Annotated in this window: 15 protein-coding genes, 1 pseudogene and 1 riboswitch; of the genes and pseudogenes, 8 read left to right on the top strand and 8 right to left on the bottom strand. The window is 67.6% G+C overall.

Annotation, left to right across the window (positions count from 1 at the left end):
* The first annotated feature begins 25 nt into the window (after nt 1-25).
* Nucleotides 26-1,957, top strand: a complete 1,932-nt coding sequence (locus tag ACFWUP_RS01460; protein WP_379229682.1) for an acyl-CoA dehydrogenase — start codon at nt 26-28, stop codon at nt 1,955-1,957.
* Here the strand turns inward: ACFWUP_RS01460 and ACFWUP_RS01455 are convergent.
* The 3 genes from ACFWUP_RS01455 to ACFWUP_RS01445 all read right to left on the bottom strand — a co-directional run bounded on the left by ACFWUP_RS01455 (nt 1,954) and on the right by ACFWUP_RS01445 (nt 4,903).
* On the bottom strand, nt 1,954-2,574 hold the full coding sequence (locus tag ACFWUP_RS01455) for a phosphatase PAP2 family protein (protein ID WP_379229681.1): 621 nt from the start codon (nt 2,572-2,574) through the stop codon (nt 1,954-1,956). The two genes, ACFWUP_RS01460 and ACFWUP_RS01455, sit on opposite strands and share 4 nt — an antisense overlap.
* Nucleotides 2,532-3,410 carry a nuclease-related domain-containing protein gene (locus tag ACFWUP_RS01450; RefSeq protein ID WP_379229680.1) on the bottom strand — a complete coding sequence of 293 codons (879 nt, stop codon included), beginning with the start codon at nt 3,408-3,410 and terminating at the stop codon, nt 2,532-2,534. Before ACFWUP_RS01450 ends, ACFWUP_RS01455 begins: the two co-directional genes overlap by 43 nt.
* 95 nt (nt 3,411-3,505) lie before the next feature.
* Nucleotides 3,506-4,903 (bottom strand): DUF2252 domain-containing protein, encoded by a 1,398-nt coding sequence (locus ACFWUP_RS01445; protein ID WP_379229679.1) that lies wholly within the window; start codon nt 4,901-4,903, stop codon nt 3,506-3,508.
* Between the two features lie 115 nt (nt 4,904-5,018).
* Between ACFWUP_RS01445 and ACFWUP_RS01440 the strand changes: the two genes are divergently transcribed.
* From ACFWUP_RS01440 to ACFWUP_RS01415, 6 genes are all read left to right on the top strand, one after another.
* Nucleotides 5,019-5,660, top strand: coding sequence for a CDP-alcohol phosphatidyltransferase family protein (locus tag ACFWUP_RS01440; protein ID WP_379229678.1), 642 nt, complete (start codon nt 5,019-5,021; stop codon nt 5,658-5,660).
* A gap of 42 nt (nt 5,661-5,702) precedes the next feature.
* Complete coding sequence (gene gcvH, locus ACFWUP_RS01435) at nt 5,703-6,101, top strand: glycine cleavage system protein GcvH (protein WP_379229677.1); 399 nt, start codon at nt 5,703-5,705, stop codon at nt 6,099-6,101.
* 181 nt (nt 6,102-6,282) lie between these two features.
* Nucleotides 6,283-6,768 (top strand): FHA domain-containing protein, encoded by a 486-nt coding sequence (locus tag ACFWUP_RS01430; RefSeq protein ID WP_379229676.1) that lies wholly within the window; start codon nt 6,283-6,285, stop codon nt 6,766-6,768.
* A gap of 70 nt (nt 6,769-6,838) precedes the next feature.
* The gene (locus tag ACFWUP_RS01425; RefSeq protein WP_379229675.1) at nt 6,839-7,624 is read left to right on the top strand and encodes a MerR family transcriptional regulator; all 786 of its coding nucleotides are present in this window, start codon (nt 6,839-6,841) and stop codon (nt 7,622-7,624) included.
* 238 nt (nt 7,625-7,862) lie between these two features.
* Nucleotides 7,863-8,336, top strand: a complete 474-nt coding sequence (locus tag ACFWUP_RS01420) for a bifunctional nuclease family protein (RefSeq protein WP_056817654.1) — start codon at nt 7,863-7,865, stop codon at nt 8,334-8,336.
* 270 nt (nt 8,337-8,606) lie between these two features.
* Entirely contained in the window at nt 8,607-9,164 is a 558-nt protein-coding gene (locus tag ACFWUP_RS01415; protein WP_379229674.1) for a MerR family transcriptional regulator, read from the top strand.
* 3 nt (nt 9,165-9,167) lie between these two features.
* Here ACFWUP_RS01415 and ACFWUP_RS01410 read toward each other — a convergent pair whose 3' ends face one another.
* The 5 genes and pseudogenes from ACFWUP_RS01410 to ACFWUP_RS01390 form a co-directional block, all read right to left on the bottom strand.
* Nucleotides 9,168-10,397 (bottom strand): SfnB family sulfur acquisition oxidoreductase, encoded by a 1,230-nt coding sequence (locus tag ACFWUP_RS01410; RefSeq protein ID WP_379229673.1) that lies wholly within the window; start codon nt 10,395-10,397, stop codon nt 9,168-9,170.
* A complete protein-coding gene (gene sfnG / locus ACFWUP_RS01405; RefSeq protein ID WP_379229672.1) occupies nt 10,397-11,512 on the bottom strand; it encodes a dimethylsulfone monooxygenase SfnG in 1,116 nt (371 codons plus the stop codon). Before sfnG ends, ACFWUP_RS01410 begins: the two co-directional genes overlap by 1 nt.
* A 40-nt stretch (nt 11,513-11,552) precedes the next feature.
* Nucleotides 11,553-12,935 (bottom strand): styrene monooxygenase/indole monooxygenase family protein, encoded by a 1,383-nt coding sequence (locus tag ACFWUP_RS01400; RefSeq protein WP_379229671.1) that lies wholly within the window; start codon nt 12,933-12,935, stop codon nt 11,553-11,555.
* Between the two features lie 184 nt (nt 12,936-13,119).
* A pseudogene (locus tag ACFWUP_RS01395) lies at nt 13,120-14,109 on the bottom strand (NtaA/DmoA family FMN-dependent monooxygenase); the annotation flags it as partial.
* On the bottom strand, nt 14,106-15,323 hold the full coding sequence (locus ACFWUP_RS01390) for an acyl-CoA dehydrogenase family protein (protein ID WP_379229670.1): 1,218 nt from the start codon (nt 15,321-15,323) through the stop codon (nt 14,106-14,108). The gene ACFWUP_RS01390 and the pseudogene ACFWUP_RS01395, both read right to left, overlap by 4 nt.
* 157 nt (nt 15,324-15,480) lie before the next feature.
* Nucleotides 15,481-15,580, top strand: a riboswitch (glycine riboswitch).
* A gap of 159 nt (nt 15,581-15,739) precedes the next feature.
* On the opposite strand from ACFWUP_RS01390, the gene gcvP reads away from it, so the two are divergent.
* Entirely contained in the window at nt 15,740-18,550 is a 2,811-nt protein-coding gene (gcvP, locus tag ACFWUP_RS01385; protein WP_379229669.1) for an aminomethyl-transferring glycine dehydrogenase, read from the top strand.
* Nucleotides 18,551-19,354 lie beyond the last annotated feature (804 nt).

The following is a 19,354-nucleotide window of genomic DNA, read 5'->3' as shown; positions in this document are numbered from 1 at the left end:
TGTCGCCCCGGCTAAGGTCGAAACCATGGCTACCGGCACATCGACGACGGCAGAACATCTCCGCGCAGCGCTGGACGGACCGTGGCGCGCGGTCAGGGAGCAGGCGCGCACACAGCTCGCCGGCGAGGACTTCACCGACGACCCCGAACTCGACATGCACGCGGCAAGGGCTCGCGTGCTCGACCAGATGCGCGTGATCGCGACCATGGGTTACCCCGAGCGCGGCTTCCGGCCCGAGAACGGCGGCACCGGCGATCCGGGTGGCGCGGTCGTCGGGCTGGAGATGCTGGCCTACACCGACCTGTCGCTGTGGGTGAAATCCGGTGTGCAGTGGGGACTGTTCGGCGGCGCGGTGGAAAACCTCGGCACCGAACGTCACCGCGACTTCATCAAACGCCTGATCTCGCTCGACCTGCTCGGCTGTTTCGCGATGACCGAATCGGGCCACGGCAGCGACGTGGCCGATCTGGAGACCACCGCCACCTACGACCCGGCCACCCAGGAATTCGTCATCAACACCCCGACTCCGTCGGCGCGCAAGGACTACATCGGCGGCGCTGCGGTCCACGCGCGGATGGCCGCGGTGTTCGCGCAGCTGATCGTCGGCGGCGAGAGCAAGGGCGTGCACTGTCTGCTGGTGCCGATCCGCGACGATCTCGGCGCCGACCTGCCCGGCGTGACCACCTACGACGACGGACTCAAGGGCGGACTGCCCGGCGTCGACAACGGCCGCATCGTCTTCGACCACGTGCGGATTCCGCGCGAGAACCTGCTCAACCGCTACGCCGACGTCTCCCCGGACGGCACGTACAGCTCCGATATCGAGAACCCGAGCCGCCGCTTCTTCACGACCCTCGGCACGCTGGTGCGCGGCCGGGTCAGCGTCGGTGGCGCGGGCGCGGCGGGCGCCAGGGTGGCGCTGAGTATCGCGGTGCGATACGCGCTGGCACGCCGCCAGTTCGCCGACCCCGATACCGGCGAGGAGACCCTGCTGCTCGACTACCGCAGCCATCAGCGCAGGCTGCTGCCGCTGGTCGCGAAGTCGTTCGCGCTGGCCTTCGCCCAGAACGACCTCGTTCGCCGGATGGATCTGATCCAGCGCGGACTCGACACCGAACCCAGCTCACAGCGGGCGTTGGAAAAGCGTGCCGCGGGTTTGAAGGTCGCCCAGACCCGGCATGCCACCCGGGCGATCCAGGAATGTCGCGAAGCCTGCGGCGGTGCGGGCTATCTCACCGAGAACCGCCTGGTCACGCTGAGGGCCGACACCGATGTGTTCACGACCTTCGAAGGTGACAATGTCGTCCTCACCCAGCTCGTGGCGAAGGAACTGCTCACCGCCTACTCCGACGAGGTGCGTGACCTCGACGCCCTCGGCTGGGTGCGCTTCGCCGCCACCATGGCCGGTGACGTGGTGCGCAAACGCTCCGGGGTGCGCCAGCTGATCCAGACCCTGCGCGACCGCAACGACGAGACCGTCGACGAGGGCGATCTGTCCAAACGCGATGTCCAGCTGCAGCTGTTCGCCGATCGCGAGGACTACCTGCTGCGCACCGCCGCCCACCGGCTGCGGGCCCGCGCCGAGGACACCGGCCCGTTCGAGGCGTTCAACAACGCCCAGGACCACATCCTGGCAGCGGGTAACGCGCACATCGACCGTCTGGTTCTCGAGGAATTCGTCGACGGCATCGCCACCATCGAGGACCCGGACGCGAAGGCACTCGCCGAAACCGTGTGCGACCTGTTCGTGTACGCCTCGCTGGAAGAGAACCTGGCCTGGTACATCATGCACCGGTTCATGTCGGTGGAGCGGGCCAAGGCCGTGCGGCGCGGGGTGAACGAACTCGTCGACCGGCTGCGTCCCGACGCGCTGACGCTGGTCGAGGCGATGGGTGTGCCCGAGACGATGCTGCGCGCCGAAATGCTGCACGACGCCAGCGTTTTCGACCGCCGCTAAGCGCTTCGTCGAGCGTGTAGCGCGTCGGAGAGCCAGCACAACCCGATCGCCATCGAGGCGGCCACCGCTGCCCCACCGAGCACATCGGTGGGGCGGTGGTATCCCAGAGCGGCCATGCCCGGGGTGATCGCGATCAGTGCGAGAACGGTGAGCGCCGCGACCACGAGCCGGGTCCCGCGGTCGGACACCAGGCACGCGAAAGTTGTTGCGACAGCGACAAGATGGACGGTGTGCCCGCTGGGGTAGGCGAGATGGTCGTCCATCTGCCTGTCCCACAGCGGTTTCAGCAACACGGTGTTGACCGTCAACGCGATCTCGGGCACCACCAGCATGGTCACCGCCCGCCACCACTGCCGACGCAGTGCGAACCACGCGCACGCGGCCACGAGCAACGCGATCACCACCGGCGCGTCGCTCGGCACGACGAGCAGCCGTGCGACGCCAGGGGAGACGGTGTGCTCCGACACCACCGAATCCAGTTCGCTCGCACCGCCGTTCGCGGCGAAGGTCAGCGGAAGCGCGGCGGTCAGTGCGGCACCGGCACCGATCGCCGTCAGCCGCCGCCCGGTCCGGCTCAGGCGGGACCGTAGGTGAGAACAGCCGTGATCACGAACCACAGCACCCACACGATGGCCACGATCATGCCCAACGCCAGGGTGATCCGCAGGAACGCGGCACCGAAATCGAGATCACCGGTGACCCGCGGATACAGCTTCCACGGGCTGTACCACGGCGCGATCATGCCCCGGGACTGCGCGTCGCGTTCGAGTTGGGCCTGTTCCTCGGCGTAGGCCTCCGCGGCAGCCTGGGTGGGTCCGCCGTGCCAGAGCGTCACGTCGATCGGGCCGAGGAAACCCTCGTTGAGCAGATCCTGGGGTGCGGGCAGGTACGGCAGAATGCCGAGGCCGCGGAAGGCGATGGCGATGTCGTTGGCCGTCCAGAGATTGTGTTCCTTCTCGGCCAGCAATTCGAAGTACATCTCGAGCCGGTGCGGGTCGTCGGTGACGATTACGTCGAAGCTCGGGTCGCTCCAGCCCTGGTGCACGTCGATCTGGGCGCCGGGCATCGGCACGATCAGGCCGAGGCCGTGCACCGCGCGCTGGCCGAGCCCGCGGGCGGCGAGGTAGTCCTGCAGGGCGAAGGTGTGGTCGCGTGAACGCTCGAGGGGCGTCGTCTTCTCCGCGCCCGCGAACTGGGCCAGCTCACCGGAGACCATCCACGGGCCGTTGAGCGGGATTTCGAGGACACCGTCCTGGGGTGCGGTGAACGTTTCTGCCTCGATGATCACGCAACTGGTGGGGGTCCACACCACCGCGTCGAACTGGTGCAGCCGATCCTGATGGAACAGGCTGCAGTTGATCGTGGCGACACCGTGCGGGCTCGCCGGGTCCTTCCACGTCCGCAACCAGTCGATCAGCGCCGCCTCGGCATCGCTGCCTGCCGCATTCTGCACGCGCACGAGCATGGAGACCGCCCTTCGTTGGTCGTTGGCGCGGACCCCGGCACACGCACCCGTGCCGAGAACCGTTGTCGTACATGGTAGCTGGGTCAATCCTGTTCGGCGGCGATCGTGCCCGCGTCCACGGCGGCGACGAGTTCGGCGTGATCGGCCTCGGTGCGGTCGGCGTAGCGGACCGCGAAGGCGGCGACCGCGTCCTCGAAGCGTTCGTCATCGTCGTCGTCGGTTTCCAGATAGCCGGCCAGCGCGCGTGGATCCAGCGAGCGCGCGTGCGCGCGTGCCAGCAACGCGCCCGCGAGCCTGCCGTAGTCGTCGAGATCGTCGGCCGACAGGCTCGCCGGGTCGATACTGCCCTTGAGATTGCGGAATTGGCGGACGATGAACGGCAGCGACTCGTCGAGTTCGATCGTCGTCCAGCCGAGCAGGATGTCGGTTTCGGACTGCACGGTCCGCGCGCCGACCACGATCCGCTCGCCCTCGTGTCGCGGCGCGACCGGCGGCAGGAACGGCGCGAGCGCGGACGGTCGCGCCTGCTTGACCTGCAACACCACCGCTTCGCCGTCGTTGCCGTGCAGCAGCGCCACATAGCTGTGCAGGCCGACGCTGCCGGTGCCGACGATGCGGAACGCCACATCCGAGACCGTGAACCGCGACAGCAGATTGCGCCGTGATTCGCGGATGGTGCCCGCGTACTGCTCCAGGCCGTCGATCACCGCGTTGCACACCTGCTCGTCGACCGTGGTCAGCACGGGCGGATCACTGACGAAGCGGTGCTTGCTGATGTCGGTCTCGTGGTCGTCGAGGTGCTCGGTCCACTTCGCCACCACCTTGGCACTGGTGTTCTTGCGGGCCTTCTTCGCGGCCTTCTTGAAATCGTCGAGCAGATCCTCGGCCTTGGCGCTGGTCAGGATCGACTCGTCGGGCAGCGCGGTCCACGACTGCATGAACGGCATCTCGGCCAGCTCGGCCACGGTCCGCCGGTAGGAGCGCGCGGCGTCGCGGGCGGCGCGCAGGCAATCGTCGGCGTCGACACCGCCTTCCCGGCCCGCCAGCACCAGGCTCGCCGCCAGGCGTTCCAGATCCCACTCCCACGGGCCCATGACCGTTTCGTCGAAATCGTTGATATCCATCACGATCTCGCCACGCTGGGTGCCGTAGAGGCCGAAGTTGGCGGCATGGGCGTCACCGCAGATCTGGGCGGCCAGCCCACTGTCGGGCCCGGCCGCGAGGTCGGCCGCCATCAGACCGGCCGCGCCGCGGAAGAAGGTGAACGGTGAGGCGATCATCCGCCCGATGCGCAACGGGATCAGCCGCTCGATCCGGCCGCGATTGCTGATCTCGATGAACTCGCGCACCGTCGGGCGCTCGGGGCTCGCCGCGTCGCGGTCGCGTTCGGTGACGGGCACCCGCTGCCTGGCAGCCCGGCCACGTTCACGGGCGTCCTCGGCGGAGACGTAGGAGCGCAGATCAATACCACTGTCGGACACGACTGTCGAGATTAGCCGGTCGGGGCGCGGCGGGTGGCGCCACGCTCGACACACAGCGGAGTTGGCGGCGTTTCGGCGTGGCCGGATGGCGCGAGCGGGGGTCGCTGCGGTAAGCATGGGCGTGGCAACCGAATCAGGAACGCCGGGCACGCACGACACCGAATCCGGTGGCGTGTTCAGCGACCGCATCCTGACCGTGCCGAACGCGCTGAGCGTGGTGCGGCTGATCGGCATCCCCGTCTTCCTGTGGCTGCTGCTGGTCCGCCATGCCGACGGTTGGGCTTTCGCACTGCTGATCGCCAGCGGATTCACCGACTTCCTCGACGGCAAACTCGCCAGATTGCTGGATCAGTCCTCCCGTTTGGGCGCCCTGCTCGACCCACTGGTCGACCGGCTGTACCTGGTGACGACGCTGGTGGCCTTCGTGGTGCGTGGCCTGTTGCCCTGGTGGCTGGCGGTGATCTTGATCGCACGCGATCTGGTGCTCACCGCGACCCTTTCGGTGTACAAGCGGCGCGATCTGCCCGCACCCGAGGTGATCTACCTGGGCAAAGCGGCCACTTTCGCGCTGATGTCGGCGCTGCCGTGGATGCTCACCGGGGAGATGGACTGGGCGGGGGCGAGTTTCGGGTGGGCTTTCGGCTGGGCACTGCTGATCTGGGGTACGGCGCTGTATGTCTGGACCGGGGTGCTCTACGCGGGGCTGGCCGTCGCGGTCGCGCGATCGATACCGCCTGTGCCCCACCGTGGGAGCTAGTCGATACTGTTACGCGCAACGTCGACGATGAAAGGACGTCCTGTGACCCGGACCCCTGAGGAACTGCGCTACACCGAAGAGCACGAATGGGTGCGGCGGACCAGCCCCACGGCGGTCCGTGTCGGCATCACCGACTACGCCCAGTCACAGCTGGGTGACGTCGTGTTCGTCCAACTGCCCGACGTCGACAACGACGTGACCGTCGGCGACAGCATCGCCGAGGTCGAGTCGACCAAGAGCGTGTCCGACATCTACGCTCCGCTCAGCGGCAAAGTCGTTGCGGTGAACGAGGATCTGGTGCAATCGCCGGAAACCCTCAACACCGATCCCTATGACGCGGGCTGGTTGTTCGAGCTCGCGTTCGACGATGAGGCAACCCTGGATTCCGCCCTCGGTGAACTGCTGGATGCAGCGGGTTACCGAGGAGTTATCGGGGGCTGACGCAGCCTTCACAGTTCTCCCTGCACGGGCACGCCCCGGCAGGGTACGGTCAAAGCCACAGCGGATACGTCGGGGAATCGACGCCGGGAATCTTTTTCCTGGCGATGTGATCGCGCCGTTCGTGTCGGGCGAATACAGCACCTGCTTGCATGGATAATCAGGTTCGAGGAGGAGAGAAACGGTGAGCGAGAACAGGGACCCGGGTTACGGGGAAACCGCGGCCGAGACGACGTCGGTCTTCCGCGCGGACTTCCTCAACGAGGTCGACGCGTCGCGCTCCGCAGAGCCGGCCGGCGAACAGCCGGTTCAGGGCGTCGAGGGCCTGCCTGCCGGCGCGGCCCTCCTGGTGGTCAAGCGTGGCCCGAACGCGGGCTCGCGTTTTCTGCTGGATCAGCCGACCACGTCGGCCGGCCGTCATCCCGACAGTGACATTTTTCTCGACGACGTCACCGTCAGCCGTCGGCATGCCGAGTTCCGTCAGGACGACGACTCGTTCCAGGTCGTCGATGTGGGCAGCCTCAACGGCACCTACGTCAACCGGGAGCCGGTGGATTCCTCGGAGCTGCAGAACGGCGACGAGGTCCAGATCGGCAAGTTCCGGCTGGTCTTCCTGACCGGTCCGCGCGCGCAGGCGAACGAGTCGGCGTCGGGCGCGGGGTCGCGATGACCCCAACGGTACTGGTGCTCGCGAAGGGCACAGTGCTGTGACAGGGGCGGCGCAGTGGGCGCGCGGAGGGATGTCGATCGGCTCCGTGCTCGACCTGCTGCGACCAGATTTTCCTGACATCACCATCTCCAAGATCCGGTTCCTCGAATCCGAGGGCCTGATCCGGCCGGAACGGACACCGTCGGGATACCGGCGGTTCTCGGTGGCCGACTACGAACGGCTGCGCTTCGTGCTGACCGCACAACGCGATCAGTACCTGCCGTTGAAGGTGATCAAGGAGCAGTTGGAAGCGATCGACAGTGGTGCGGCGACGCTGGGCGTGCGTGAAGCGCGCGCCCGCGCGCACTCCCACCACGGGTCCGCGGACGCCGGGCACGCTGTGTCCGGCTCCGCGGACGCCGACGAGGCCGCGACCCCGTCCGCCCCGCGTCGCCTCGGCCTCGTCGGTGGCGAGATCACGCCAGAGGAACTGCGTGTCGACGTCGGTGTGCGGCTCACCAGGGCCGACCTGCTCGCCAAAGCCGATATCGATGACCGTTTCCTCGACGATCTGCTGCGCGCGGGACTCATCGTCGCCGGTGCGGGCGGATTCTTCGAATCCGATGCGGTGACCCTGGCCCACGCGGCGAAGGCGATGGCCGAATTCGGCCTGGAGGCACGCCATCTGCGCGCTTTCAAACTGGCCGCCGACCGCGAGGCGGCACTGATCGCGCAGATCGCCGCGCCCATCGCGAAGAGTCGCGATGCCGATGCGCGCGCCCGCGCCGAGGAGACCGTCCGCGAACTCGCGGCATTATCGCTGAACCTGCACGCCGCACTGGTGAAAGCCGCCGTGCGCGCTGCCCTCGGCGGCTGACACACCCGGCCGGGTGAGCAGGTATCGCCCCGGCTACACACCGATTTCGGCTCGAGCGACTTCCTTGCGCGCCCCAGAATTCGCCTAGACTCGTTGATACGGCGAGCTGTGCGGCGATAGCGTGCCGGCCGGCGGCGAGTATGGGAGGCAGAGAACTCATGAGCGAGCGTAGCGAGCGGTCGATCAACACAGCCGAGCACTCGGTCATGGCGGAGCCGAGCGCCAGCGAGGTGGAGGCATGAGCGAGATGCGCGTCATCGGCATCCGTGTCGAGCAGCCACAGAACCAGCCCGTGCTGCTGCTGCGGGAGGCATCGGGGGAACGGTATCTGCCGATCTGGATCGGGCAGGCCGAGGCCACCGCGATCGTGCTCGAGCAGGAGGGGGTCACCCCGATCCGTCCGCTCACCCACGATCTGATCAAGATTCTGATCACCGACCTCGGACACACCCTCAAGGAAGTGCGGATCGTGGATCTGCAGGAGGGCACCTTCTACGCCGATCTGGTGTTCGACGGCGACCTGCGGGTCTCCGCCCGACCCTCGGACTCGGTGGCGATCGCCCTGCGCGTCGGGTGCCCGATCTACGCCGAGGAACCGGTACTCGCCGAGGCGGGGCTGGTGATGCCCGACGAACGCGAGGACGAGGTGGAGAAGTTCAAGGAGTTTCTGGAGTCGGTCTCGCCTGATGACTTCAAGGCGACGGACAGCTGAGATCTGATGGTTCTCGGCCGCCTTGATCTGGACTGAGTGGAGGGTGCGACGAAGGAGTGCCCGGAGGGAGGGAAGACCGAGGCTTCCGGGCCGAGGACCCGCGGCGCCAGCCGCGAAATGGCTCAGCCTGAAGTAGAGGTCGAGGGAATCGCTGGTCTAGGTGCTTGGTGTGACAACACCGCAGGTCCGACAATGGCAGGAGTAACCTCGAAAGTCGGGCAACATCCGTCGTGACTGGCGACCCGAGCACGTCGGCAGAAGGAGCGATCAGTGGAAGAACAACCGCAGGATGTCGTACAGCCTGGCTTGTTCCCGGACGACTCGGTTCCGGACGATCTGGTCGGCTACCGGGTGCCGAGCGCGTGTCAGGTCGCCGGTATCACCTACCGGCAGCTCGATTACTGGGCCCGTACCGGCCTGGTCGTCCCGTCGATACGGGGCGCGGCGGGCTCGGGCAGCCAGCGCCTGTACTCGTTCAAGGACATCCTTGTCCTCAAGATCGTGAAGCGGCTGCTGGACGCGGGCATCTCTTTACAGAACATCCGGATCGCCGTCGATCACCTGCGCAGCCGTGGCGTGGGCGATCTCGCCGGGATCACCCTGTTCTCCGACGGCACCTCGGTCTACGAGTGCACCTCGCCCGAGGAAGTGGTCGATTTACTGCAGGGCGGCCAGGGCGTCTTCGGCATCGCCGTCGGCGGTGCCATGCGTGAGCTGACCGGCGCGATCGCGGACTTCCCGGCCGAACGTGCCACCGCCATCACCGACCGCCCGGAGGACGAACTGTCCTTCCGTCGCAAGGTCAGGGAGAACCGCAAAACCGGTTAACGGTCAGAAGGTGCCGTGAGCCGGGGGCGGGCTGTCGTGGAGGAGGGCACGGCCCAGGTGCTGGTATTTCCAGCGGACCGGGTCGTGCAGTGTGTGGGTTCTGGCGTTGCGCCAGAAGTGGTGCAGGTTGAGATCCGCTGCGGCGCTGCGGGTTCCGCTGACCTCGAACAGCGCGGCCGACACGTCGACGGCCGCGCGGTCGGCGACGATCTTGGCGGTCGCGACGGCAAGGGACGCCTGACCGGCCGCGGCCTGTTCGTCGGTGCCCGAGAGCGGGGCCCGGATCGCCGCATCGACGGCGGTCGCCGCGGCCGTCAGGGTCGCTTCGGCCGTCGCCACCGTCACCACCAACTCGCCGAATCGCTGGATCAGCAGCGGGTCGTCGATGGCGCGGTCGACCCCGGCCTCGAACCAGGGCCGGGCATGTTCGCGCACGAATTCCGTTGCGGCGGTGAGGGCTCCGCGTGCTATACCCGTATCTATCGCCGCGTGCAGGAGCTGGGCGTACGCGCCGTAGGCGGTGGGTCCGGCGAGGGCCGTCGCCCGGGGAACGAGCTGCTCGGCCCGGACCCGCACGTCGGCCAACTCGACGGTGCCGCTGCCGGTGGTGCGCTGACCGAGGCCGTTCCAATCGTCCACGATTCGGACGCCCGACGATCGGGCAGGTAGGTAGGCGATGTATTCGCCCGCGGGCAGACCGCTGCGTGCGTCCGGGTCGTCGAGCCTGGTCAGTACGGCGAGCAGATCGGCGAACAGCGAGCCGGTGCAATAGTATTTCTGGCCGTCGATCCGGAATTCGCCGCCCACCGGGCGCAGGGTGGTCGAGATTTCGGTGATGGTCGCGCCACCGCGTTCGGATTGCGCATTGGCGATGCGCGCACCGCCGAGCACCGCCGCGAAGTATTCGCGTCGCTGTTCGGCGGTGCCCGCCAGGCGCAACAGATTCAGATAGACGAAATGACTGTGCGGGATCTGGGCGATGTTCGGATCGGCCACCGCCAGCAGACGCACCACTTCTGTAACCACACTCGGCGCGAGATCGGCCCCACCGAATTCGGCGGGAACCGTGATCGCGAGCAGACCCGAGGACGCCAGCTGATCCAACTGCGCGTACGGCAGTTCGCGATCGCGGTCGCGGGCGGCGGCGCCGGGCGCGAACTCGCGGGCGAGCTCGGCCGCGACGGTCACGGCCTGGTCGGCGGAGGTGATGCGCCCGGCGGTGGCCGTGGTCATCAGCCGACCACCGTCGCGGGAACCCGGGCCGCCTCGAGTTCACGAACCAACGGCAGCACCTTCGCCCCGAAGTACTCGATGTCCTCCTGGAAATGCAGGAATCCGCCGAGAATCAGATCCACCCCGAGGTCGCGATAGGCGACGATCCGCTCGGCCACCTGCTCGGGTGTGCCGATCAGCTGCGTGCGGAATCCGTCGTTGTACTGCACGAGGTCCTCGAATGACGAATCCGCCCACATGCCCCTGCGGTCGCTGGTGGACGCACCCGCCTGCTGCACCGCGTCGCGGAAACCCTCGACCGCGGGCTTGTTCGCCTTCTCGATGATCTCGCGCAACGTATCGCGCGCTTCCTTCTCGGTGTCGCGGGCGATGATGAACCCGTTGAGCCCGAACTTCACCTCGCGGTCGTTCGCCCGGGCGACGGCTCGCAGATCGTCGAGCTGTTCGGTGACGCCGTCGAAGTCCTTGCCGTTGGAGAAATACCAGTCGGCGTAGCGGCCGCCGTTGCGCCGGGCAGCCGTCGAGTTACCACCTTGGAACAGTTCGGGGTTGGGCCGCTCCGGGGTGTTCAGCGGTTTCGGCTTCAGGGTGAAATCGCGGATGCGGTAGAAGTCGCCGCCGTAGTTCACCTCGTCCTCGGTCCAGATCTTGCGGATCACCTCGAGGAATTCGCCGCTGCGCCGATACCGTTCGTCGTGCTCGAGCCACGGCTCGCCGAGAGCCTGGAACTCGCCCGCGAACCAGCCGGACACCACATTGATCGCGAACCGGCCGTTCGAGAGGTGATCGGCGGTCGCGCCGAATTTCGCGAGTACCGCCGGATGCCACAACCCCGGATGAATGGCGGCGATCACCTTCAGCCGTTCGGTGGCCAGCAACAATGCCAGGCTGAAGGACGTGGATTCGTGCTGGAATTCGGCACCGTAGGAGGCGGTGTAGCGCACCTGCGAGAGGGCGTAGTCGAAGCCGTTGCGTTCCGCGGTCTGCGCGAGCTTCTTGTTGTACTCGTAATCCCAGCTGGTGCGCTGTTCGATATCGCTGGTGACGAGGCCACCGCTCACATTCGGCACCCAGTAGGCGAACTTGATCTGATCGGTGATCCGCTCGGTTGTCATAGCTGCTCCAGAGGTTCGTGCGGGAGTGGGTTGGCTGTCGCTATCCGACGGCGACCGGCGCGAACGTCGACCGCGCGAAGCGACCGGCCGGTGCGAACTTCGCCAGTAGTTCGCCCGCGTCCACGCCGGTGACCTGGGTGATGTAGGCGGCGGCGTCCTCGGGAGTGTCGATGGCGAGGAACGGCTGCGGCCGGTGCAGCAGCCCGACCAGCGCCGAGGCGAAGCGCGGGTCGACGGCGGCGGTGGCGAAGAACTGGCCGCCGATGTCGGCGAACTCGGGGTCGCTGAGGAACAGCCGGGTCACCTTGGCGGCGGCATCGCTGCGGGCGGCCAGGAACGCGGCGTACTGCTCGCCGATCCATTGCTCGTCGAAGGGCCCGTCGTGCACCGCTGCGGCTGCGACCAAGCGCTGTGCCTGGATCAGCCCACTCTGGGCGCCCTGCCCGGCGACCGGGTCGTAGGCGACCGCGGTGTCTCCGAGGGCCGCGACCGGGTGGCCACCTTCGGTGCGTCCCACACCGACACGCACGACCGGGCGCACCGCGCCTTTGAGCCAGGAGTGTGGGTCTTCGGCGATCACCTGGGTGGCTTGGACCTCCGGCAGGTCCCAGTCGATGTAATCGCGGTAGAGGTCCTTGACGATGCGCAATGCCGACTCGGCGGAATCGGCCGCGGCGAATCGGGTCTCCCAGTCGCTGCCGGGACGCGCCCAGCCGAGGAAGGCCCAGCTCGGACCCACATCCTTGTGCAGGTACGGACCCCACCACGCCTCGCCCTGCTCGGCCAGGATGGAGAACAGGCTGTGCGCACCGCCTGCGGGGCCGCGGTGGGCGAACACGCCGGAGTCGTAGCCGAGGCCGGTCACGGTGACGGTGAGCAGCGAGCGTTGCGGCTTGTCGTAGACGGTGCGGGTGGTATCGATCGGGAAGAGGTCGGACAACCCGCCGCGCCCGGTGGCGACCAGGGTGAGGTCGTTGGCGGCGGCGATCGCGTCCAGTGACTGCGGGGTCACGTTGTCGACCACGAACTCGCCGCCGCGCGCACGGAAGGCGGTGAGCCGTTCGTCGGCCTTGAGCCGGGTGTCGACCGCGACCCCGACATACCCTTGGAAGGTGCCGTCGAACGCGATCAGTTCGGCGTTGTCCGGGCCGGCGATGCGGACACTGAGTCCGGTGTGGCGGGGTGCGCGGCCGGTGTAGCTGTCGAGCCCGAGCGCGGCTTCGGCCTGCTGGGTTTCGCCGAATTCGAGGGCGGTACCGGTGGCGGGCACGTCGTCGCGCAGCGCGCGTTGATCTCGGTCGCTGTAGAGGGTGACGGTGAAACCGGCGTCGAGTAGTCCTAGCGCCGCAGTGACGCCGGTTTGGCCGGCGCCGATTACCGCGGCCGAACGAGTGGAGCGGGAAGCGGGAGTCTGCGATGTCATACCGAAATACTGCGCTGACCTGCGCCTGATGAAGAGTGTTGCGATCAGCGCGAATTGATCCCTACGCGCCCGCTGGTTCGTTCACCGACCCCGGCCGTGACACCGCGTGCGGCAGCACGGTGGACCGCGGAGCACCGACGCGATATCCGGTACCACGATGGTGGGCGGGCAGCCGATCGCCGGCCCCGATCGGGTCGTCGAGGTCGTATCGTGACAGGTCGATTCCCATCGAGCCCGACATGAACACCAGCCCGCCCTCGACGCTGGCGTAGGACAGGTATTCCTCGTGTTCGGCCCGTGCCGCCTCGTCCGTCTCGTCGGCGATGCTGGTGGCCAGCGCGTAGATCCTGGCCTCGTACCGCCCACGCCCCGCCGCCGCCAATGCGTCGCGAACCCGCGAAACAGTCTGGGCCAGTACGCGTTTGGACGGACCGGCGATGAAGATCGCTTCGGCGTTCTCGGCCGCGAACTGCACTCCGCGCGGTGAGGCGCCCGCCTGATAGATCACCGGCGTGCGCTGCGGTGACGGCTCCGACACGTGGATTCCGGGCACGGTGTAGTGCTTGCCGTAGTGACCGATGTGGTGCACCTTCGCCGGGTCGGTGTAGATGCCGCGATCGGCGTCGCGGACCACCGCGTCGTCCTCCCACGAACCCTCCCAGAGCTTGTAGAGCACCTCGAGGTACTCGTCGGCCCGGTCGTAGCGTTCGTCGTGATCGAGCTGATCGGCGTCACCGAAATTCCTTGCCGCCGAAGGCAGATAGCCGGTCACCACATTCCAGCCGAGCCGACCGCGTGTGAGGTGGTCGAGAGTGGACATGCGGCGCGCGAACGGAAACGGATGCTCGAAACCGGTGCCGGTGGTGATGCCGAAACCCAGATGCTCGGTCACCGCCGCCATCGCCGACACCAGCAACAGCGGGTCGGCGACGGGGGTCTGCGCGCCTTGGCGCAGCGCGGCGGTGTCGTCGCCGCCGTACACGTCGTAGGTGCCGAGAACATCGGCGATGAAGATGCCGTCGAACCGCCCGTGTTCCAGGAGTTTCGCCAGCTCGGTCCAGTAGGCGATGTCGGTGTAGCGGTGGGACCGGTCGCGCGGATGACGCCACAGTCCCGGTGACTGGTGGGCCACGCAGTTCATGTCGAACGCGTTGAAGCGGATCGGCCTGCTCATCGCGCAACCTCCGTGCGGCGCTCGCCCGCGCTCCAACCGAACGGCAACTCGGTGCCGTTGAGCAGGTAGTCACCGACGGCACGGGCCTTGAAGATCGCCGGATTGTGCACGGAGACGGTGCGCGCGTTGCGCCAGTGCCGGTCCAGGCGCAGCTGTTCGGACACGATGGACGCGCCACCGAGCTCGAACAGCTGGGTCGTGGCGGCGAGAACGATATCGATCACCGCGAGTTGTGCTTGCGCGGCGGCCAATTCGGCGGCGGCGAGGTCACCGTGGTCCTTCGCCCCGGCGTCGAGGACGCGATCGAGAATGTCCGCCACAGCCAGGACGGTCGCGCGCGCGGTGAACGCCGCCGCCGACAACTTGCCGATCACCTGCTGGACGAGGGGGTCCTCGCGCGGCAGATCGGCCGAGGCGTGCGTGTAGGTGCGGGTGCGCGCGCTCACCCATTCCCTGGCGTCGCGTTCGGCGCGAGCGGCGATCCCGGCGAGGACCGCGAGCTGCACCAATTGCAGGTAGGCGGTGCCGTAGGTGGGGCCTGCGACACCGTAGCCGGGCCCGAGGACGCGATCGGGCGCCACCTCGACATCGGTGAACTCGGTGGTACCGCTGGCGGTGAGCCGCTGCCCGAAGCCGTCCCAGTCGTCGTGCTGTACCACCCCCTCGGCGTTCGCGTCGACCAGCACACCGAGGCGCTCACCGGCACGATCGGCGGCGACCAGGATGTGATCGGCGAACAGTGAACCGGTGCTGTAATACTTCACCCCGTTGAGGAGCAGCCGGTCGCCGTCCTCGGTCAACCGGGTGCGATACCGGTCGACGGCGCCCACCCCGGGTTCGGTGATCGCGTTGCCGACCAGGGTGCCCGCGGCCACCGCCCGCAACCACCGCTCCCGCTGCGTGCCCGGCTCGGCAAGCCGCTGATCCTCGACGAACGACCAGTGCACCCGCAGCGCCTGCGGCAGGTTCGACTCGGCGGCCGCCAGGTCGATGAGCAGCCGGAACAGCTGGCGCACGCTCGCACCGTAGCCGCCGAACTCGACCGGTACCCGCAGGGCGCCGAACCGGGCCTCCTTCAGCCAGGTGACCTCGTCGAACGGCAATCTCCGGTCGATCTCTCTCGCCACCGCACCGGCGGCGATCCGGTCGAAGATCGGGGCGAAGACGGCATCGAGCTCGGAATCTGTGATCGCGGACGCGGTGGTGGAAGTCATGCCCCAACGATCGCGCAGCGGGCTGGCGGATTCACCGGTTGCGCGCACGGGGATCGAAACGGTCTCCCGCCGCGGCGGGGAGTGACGAGCACTACACCCCCGGCGAGCCCCTGGTGGCGAGACCGGGGCTGTGCAACATCTAGACTTGTAGGTGCGTCGCCGCAGTGCGGGAGAGTCCTTGGTTCGTGAGAATCGGGGCGCCGAAGGAGCAGCACCTCCCCGTCAATCTCTCAGGCAACAGGGACCGCACGGTGATTCGACGCCTCTGGAAAGCGGTGGCATCCGGCTGCCCGCCCACGGGGAAAGGGACACGGGTCTCACGGCCGGTTACCGAATCTCTCAGGCGCACAGACAGAGGGGGAGGGCTGGTACCCGTCGACCGCGCAGGTCGACCCGCCCGACCTGGAGCTGCTGCCGTGACCCGTTCGTTCGCCGACCGCCACATCGGACCCGATTCCGACGAACTCGCCCGCATCCTCGCGACCATCGGCGTCGAATCCGTCGACGCCCTCGCGACCACGGCGTTGCCCGCCACGATCCTCGACGAGTCCGGCCTCGGCGCCCTGCCCGCGCCCGCTTCCGAGCATGAAGTGCTGGACGAGCTGGCCGCGCTGGCGCAGGCGAACACCGTCGCCACCTCGATGATCGGCCTCGGCTACTACGACACCCTCACCCCGCCGGTGCTGGTGCGCAACCTGCTCGAGAACCCCGCCTGGTACACCGCCTACACCCCGTACCAGCCCGAGATCAGCCAGGGCCGCCTCGAGGCGCTGCTCAACTTCCAGACCATGGTGTCGGATCTGACCGGCATGGATGTCGCCAACGCCTCGATGCTCGACGAGGCCACCGCCGCGGCCGAGGCGATGACGCTGCTGCGCCGCGCGGGCAAGTCCAAGTCGAACCGGCTGCTGATCGACGCCGATCTGTTCCCGCAGACCAAGACCATCATCGGCACCAGAGCCGAGCCGCTCGGCATCGAGATCGTCGAGGCCGACCTGTCGACCGGGGAGCTCCCCGAGGGCGAGTTCTTCGGTGTGATCGTGCAGACGCCCGGCGCGTCGGGCCGCATCGTCGACTGGACCCAGGTCTTCGCCGCCGCCCACGAGCGCGGCGCACTGGTCGCCGCCGGCGCGGACCTGCTGGCCATGACGCTGATCACCGCGCCGGGCGAGCAGGGCGCCGATGTCTGCTTCGGTACGACCCAGCGCTTCGGCGTGCCGATGGGCTTCGGTGGCCCGCACGCCGGTTACCTGGCCGTGCGCACTGCGTTCGCCCGTCAGCTGCCCGGCCGCCTGGTCGGCGTGTCGGTCGATGCCGACGGCGCGCCCGCCTATCGCCTCGCACTGCAGACCCGTGAACAGCACATCCGCCGCGAGAAGGCCACCTCCAACATCTGTACCGCCCAGGTGCTGCTGGCCATCGTCGCCGCCATGTACGCCAGCTATCACGGTGCCAACGGCCTGCGCGCCATCGCGCGACGGGTCCACGAGCACGCCGCGGCTGTCGCGTCCGGCCTCGGTGGGGCCGTCGTGCACGGCGCCTTCTTCGACACTGTCCTGGCCCACGTGCCCGGCGGCGCGGAAGCCGTTGTCGCCAAGGCGAAGTCGAAGGGCATCAACCTGCGCCTGGTCGACGCCGACCACGTCGCGATCGCCTGCGACGAGGCCACCACCGACGCGCACGTGGCCGCCGTCGTCGAATCCTTCGGCACCGCACTGACTCCCGACGCGGGCGCGGGCACCGAACCCACCTCGATCGAGACCCGCACCTCCGAGTACCTGACCCACCCGGCGTTCACCCGCCACCACACCGAGACCGCCATGCTGCGCTACCTGCGCGCGCTCTCGGACAAGGACATCGCCTTGGACCGCAGTATGATTCCGCTCGGTTCCTGCACGATGAAGCTCAACGCGACCGCGGAGATGGAGCCCATCACCTGGCCCGGGTTCGCCCGCCTGCACCCCTTCGCGCCCACGGAGGACACCGTCGGCATCCGCAAGCTGATCGCCGACCTGGAGGGCTGGCTGGCCGAGATCACCGGCTACGACGCGGTGAGCCTGCAGCCCAACGCCGGTAGCCAGGGCGAGTACGCGGGCCTGCTCGCGATCCGCCGCTACCACCTCGACCGCGGCGACGACCACCGCGACACCTGCCTCATCCCGTCCAGCGCGCACGGCACCAACGCGGCCTCGGCAGCCATGGTGGGTATGCGCGTGGAGGTGGTGAAGTGCCGTGCGAACGGTGACGTCGACCTCGACGACCTGCGCGCCAAGATCGCCGACCACGCCGACCGCCTGGCCTGCATCATGATCACCTACCCGTCCACGCACGGCGTCTACGAGCACGAGGTCGCCGAGCTGTGCGCGCTCGTGCACGACGCGGGCGGCCAGGTCTACGTCGACGGCGCGAACCTCAATGCCCTTGTCGGCCTTGCCCGTCCGGGCCGGTTCGGCGGCGACGTGAGCCACCTGAACCTGCACAAGACCTTCTGCATCCCGCACGGTGGCGGCGGTCCGGGCGTCGGCCCGGTCGCGGTCGGCGCGCACCTGGCGAAGTACCTGCCCGGTGACCCCCTCGAAGCCGGTTCGCACGCGGTGTCGGCGGCCAACTACGGCTCCGCCTCGATCCTGCCGATCACCTGGGCCTACATCCGGATGATGGGTGCCGAGGGCCTGCGCGCGGCGACGCTGACCGCGATCGCGTCGGCCAACTACATCGCCCGCCGCCTCGACGCCTACTTCCCGGTGCTCTACACCGGCGAGAACGGCATGGTCGCCCACGAGTGCATCCTGGACCTGCGCGAGATCACCAAGCAGACCGGCGTCACCGTCGACGATGTGGCAAAGCGCTTGGCCGACTACGGTTTCCACGCCCCGACCATGAGCTTCCCGGTGGCGGGCACCCTGATGGTCGAGCCCACCGAGAGCGAGAACCTCGAGGAGATCGACGAGTTCATCGCCGCCATGATCGCCATCCGCGGCGAGATCGACCAGGTCGCGGCAGGCGTGTGGCCGGTGACCGACAACCCGCTGCGAGGCGCACCGCACACCGCGGCCAGCCTGGTCGCCGACTGGGACCACCCCTACAGCCGGGAGACCGCGGTGTACCCGCGCGGCATCGGTCATGCCCGCCCGAAGGTGTGGCCGTCGGTGCGGCGGATCGACGGTGCGTTCGGTGACCGGAACCTGGTGTGCTCGTGTCCGCCGCTGGACGCGTACGAAGCCTGACCGACACCCTCTTCGACTACGGGCCCTGCCGAGCTGATCGGCGGGGCCCGTTGTCGTTGGTACCGGACTGTGACGCTGGGTGACGCTTCGGTCGCGCCGAGGTTGCCGACAGTGAATTCTTGATGCCCGCATTGTTGGCGTGTTACATACTGGACGTCTCGTTCAATCGCTTATCAGCGATGTCCAGTATTGTTCGACCGATAAGTGTGTCCAGTGAATTAGTCAAGCCCCGAGAATTGGCGGGAAATGGCTCGGATATCTGCCCGAGCGACACGCGCGACATCGGAATGATCAGCACGAATCCCACTCACCGGATCGATCTCGGCATTTCGTCAAGTGTCGATTGTCGACATCGGCGAGTTCTCGTCGGTTAGGTCGTTTGATCAGTTCATGCCGAAAGATTGCCGAATTGTCATTGCACGCGGGGAGTCTGCAGTTCTGGACGGCATGACCGAAGGTTGATGGAGTGGTTCGGTCGCGCCGAAGCGGATGCACCGAGGCCTGGTTGAGTCATCAACCTGCACTGTCTGCAAAATATCAGGTTCGTGTGGAATGTCTGAATTCGCGGTTGACCTGATTTGAATTGTTACTAGGGCGTTCCCTGAAAATCGTATGCCAGCTGTTTGCTGTCAGGCTAATGTCGGTGGGAGGTTTCGGGTCAGAGCCGACTGGGTACCGCACGTCGCGGGCCCTCGAATCGGTGTCTACCGATGCCGATTTCGGCCCTGAAAAACGACAAGGGGAATACGTATGGCTGTACGGCAGTAATGGGCCCGCATTCAGCGGATGTGGTACTGGTGGAGT

The organism is Nocardia sp. NPDC058658 (genome assembly GCF_042716665.1).
GTDB lineage: Bacteria > Actinomycetota > Actinomycetes > Mycobacteriales > Mycobacteriaceae > Nocardia.
Note: the sequence above shows the minus strand (reverse complement) of the source record. Positions and strands in the feature narration are given on the sequence as shown.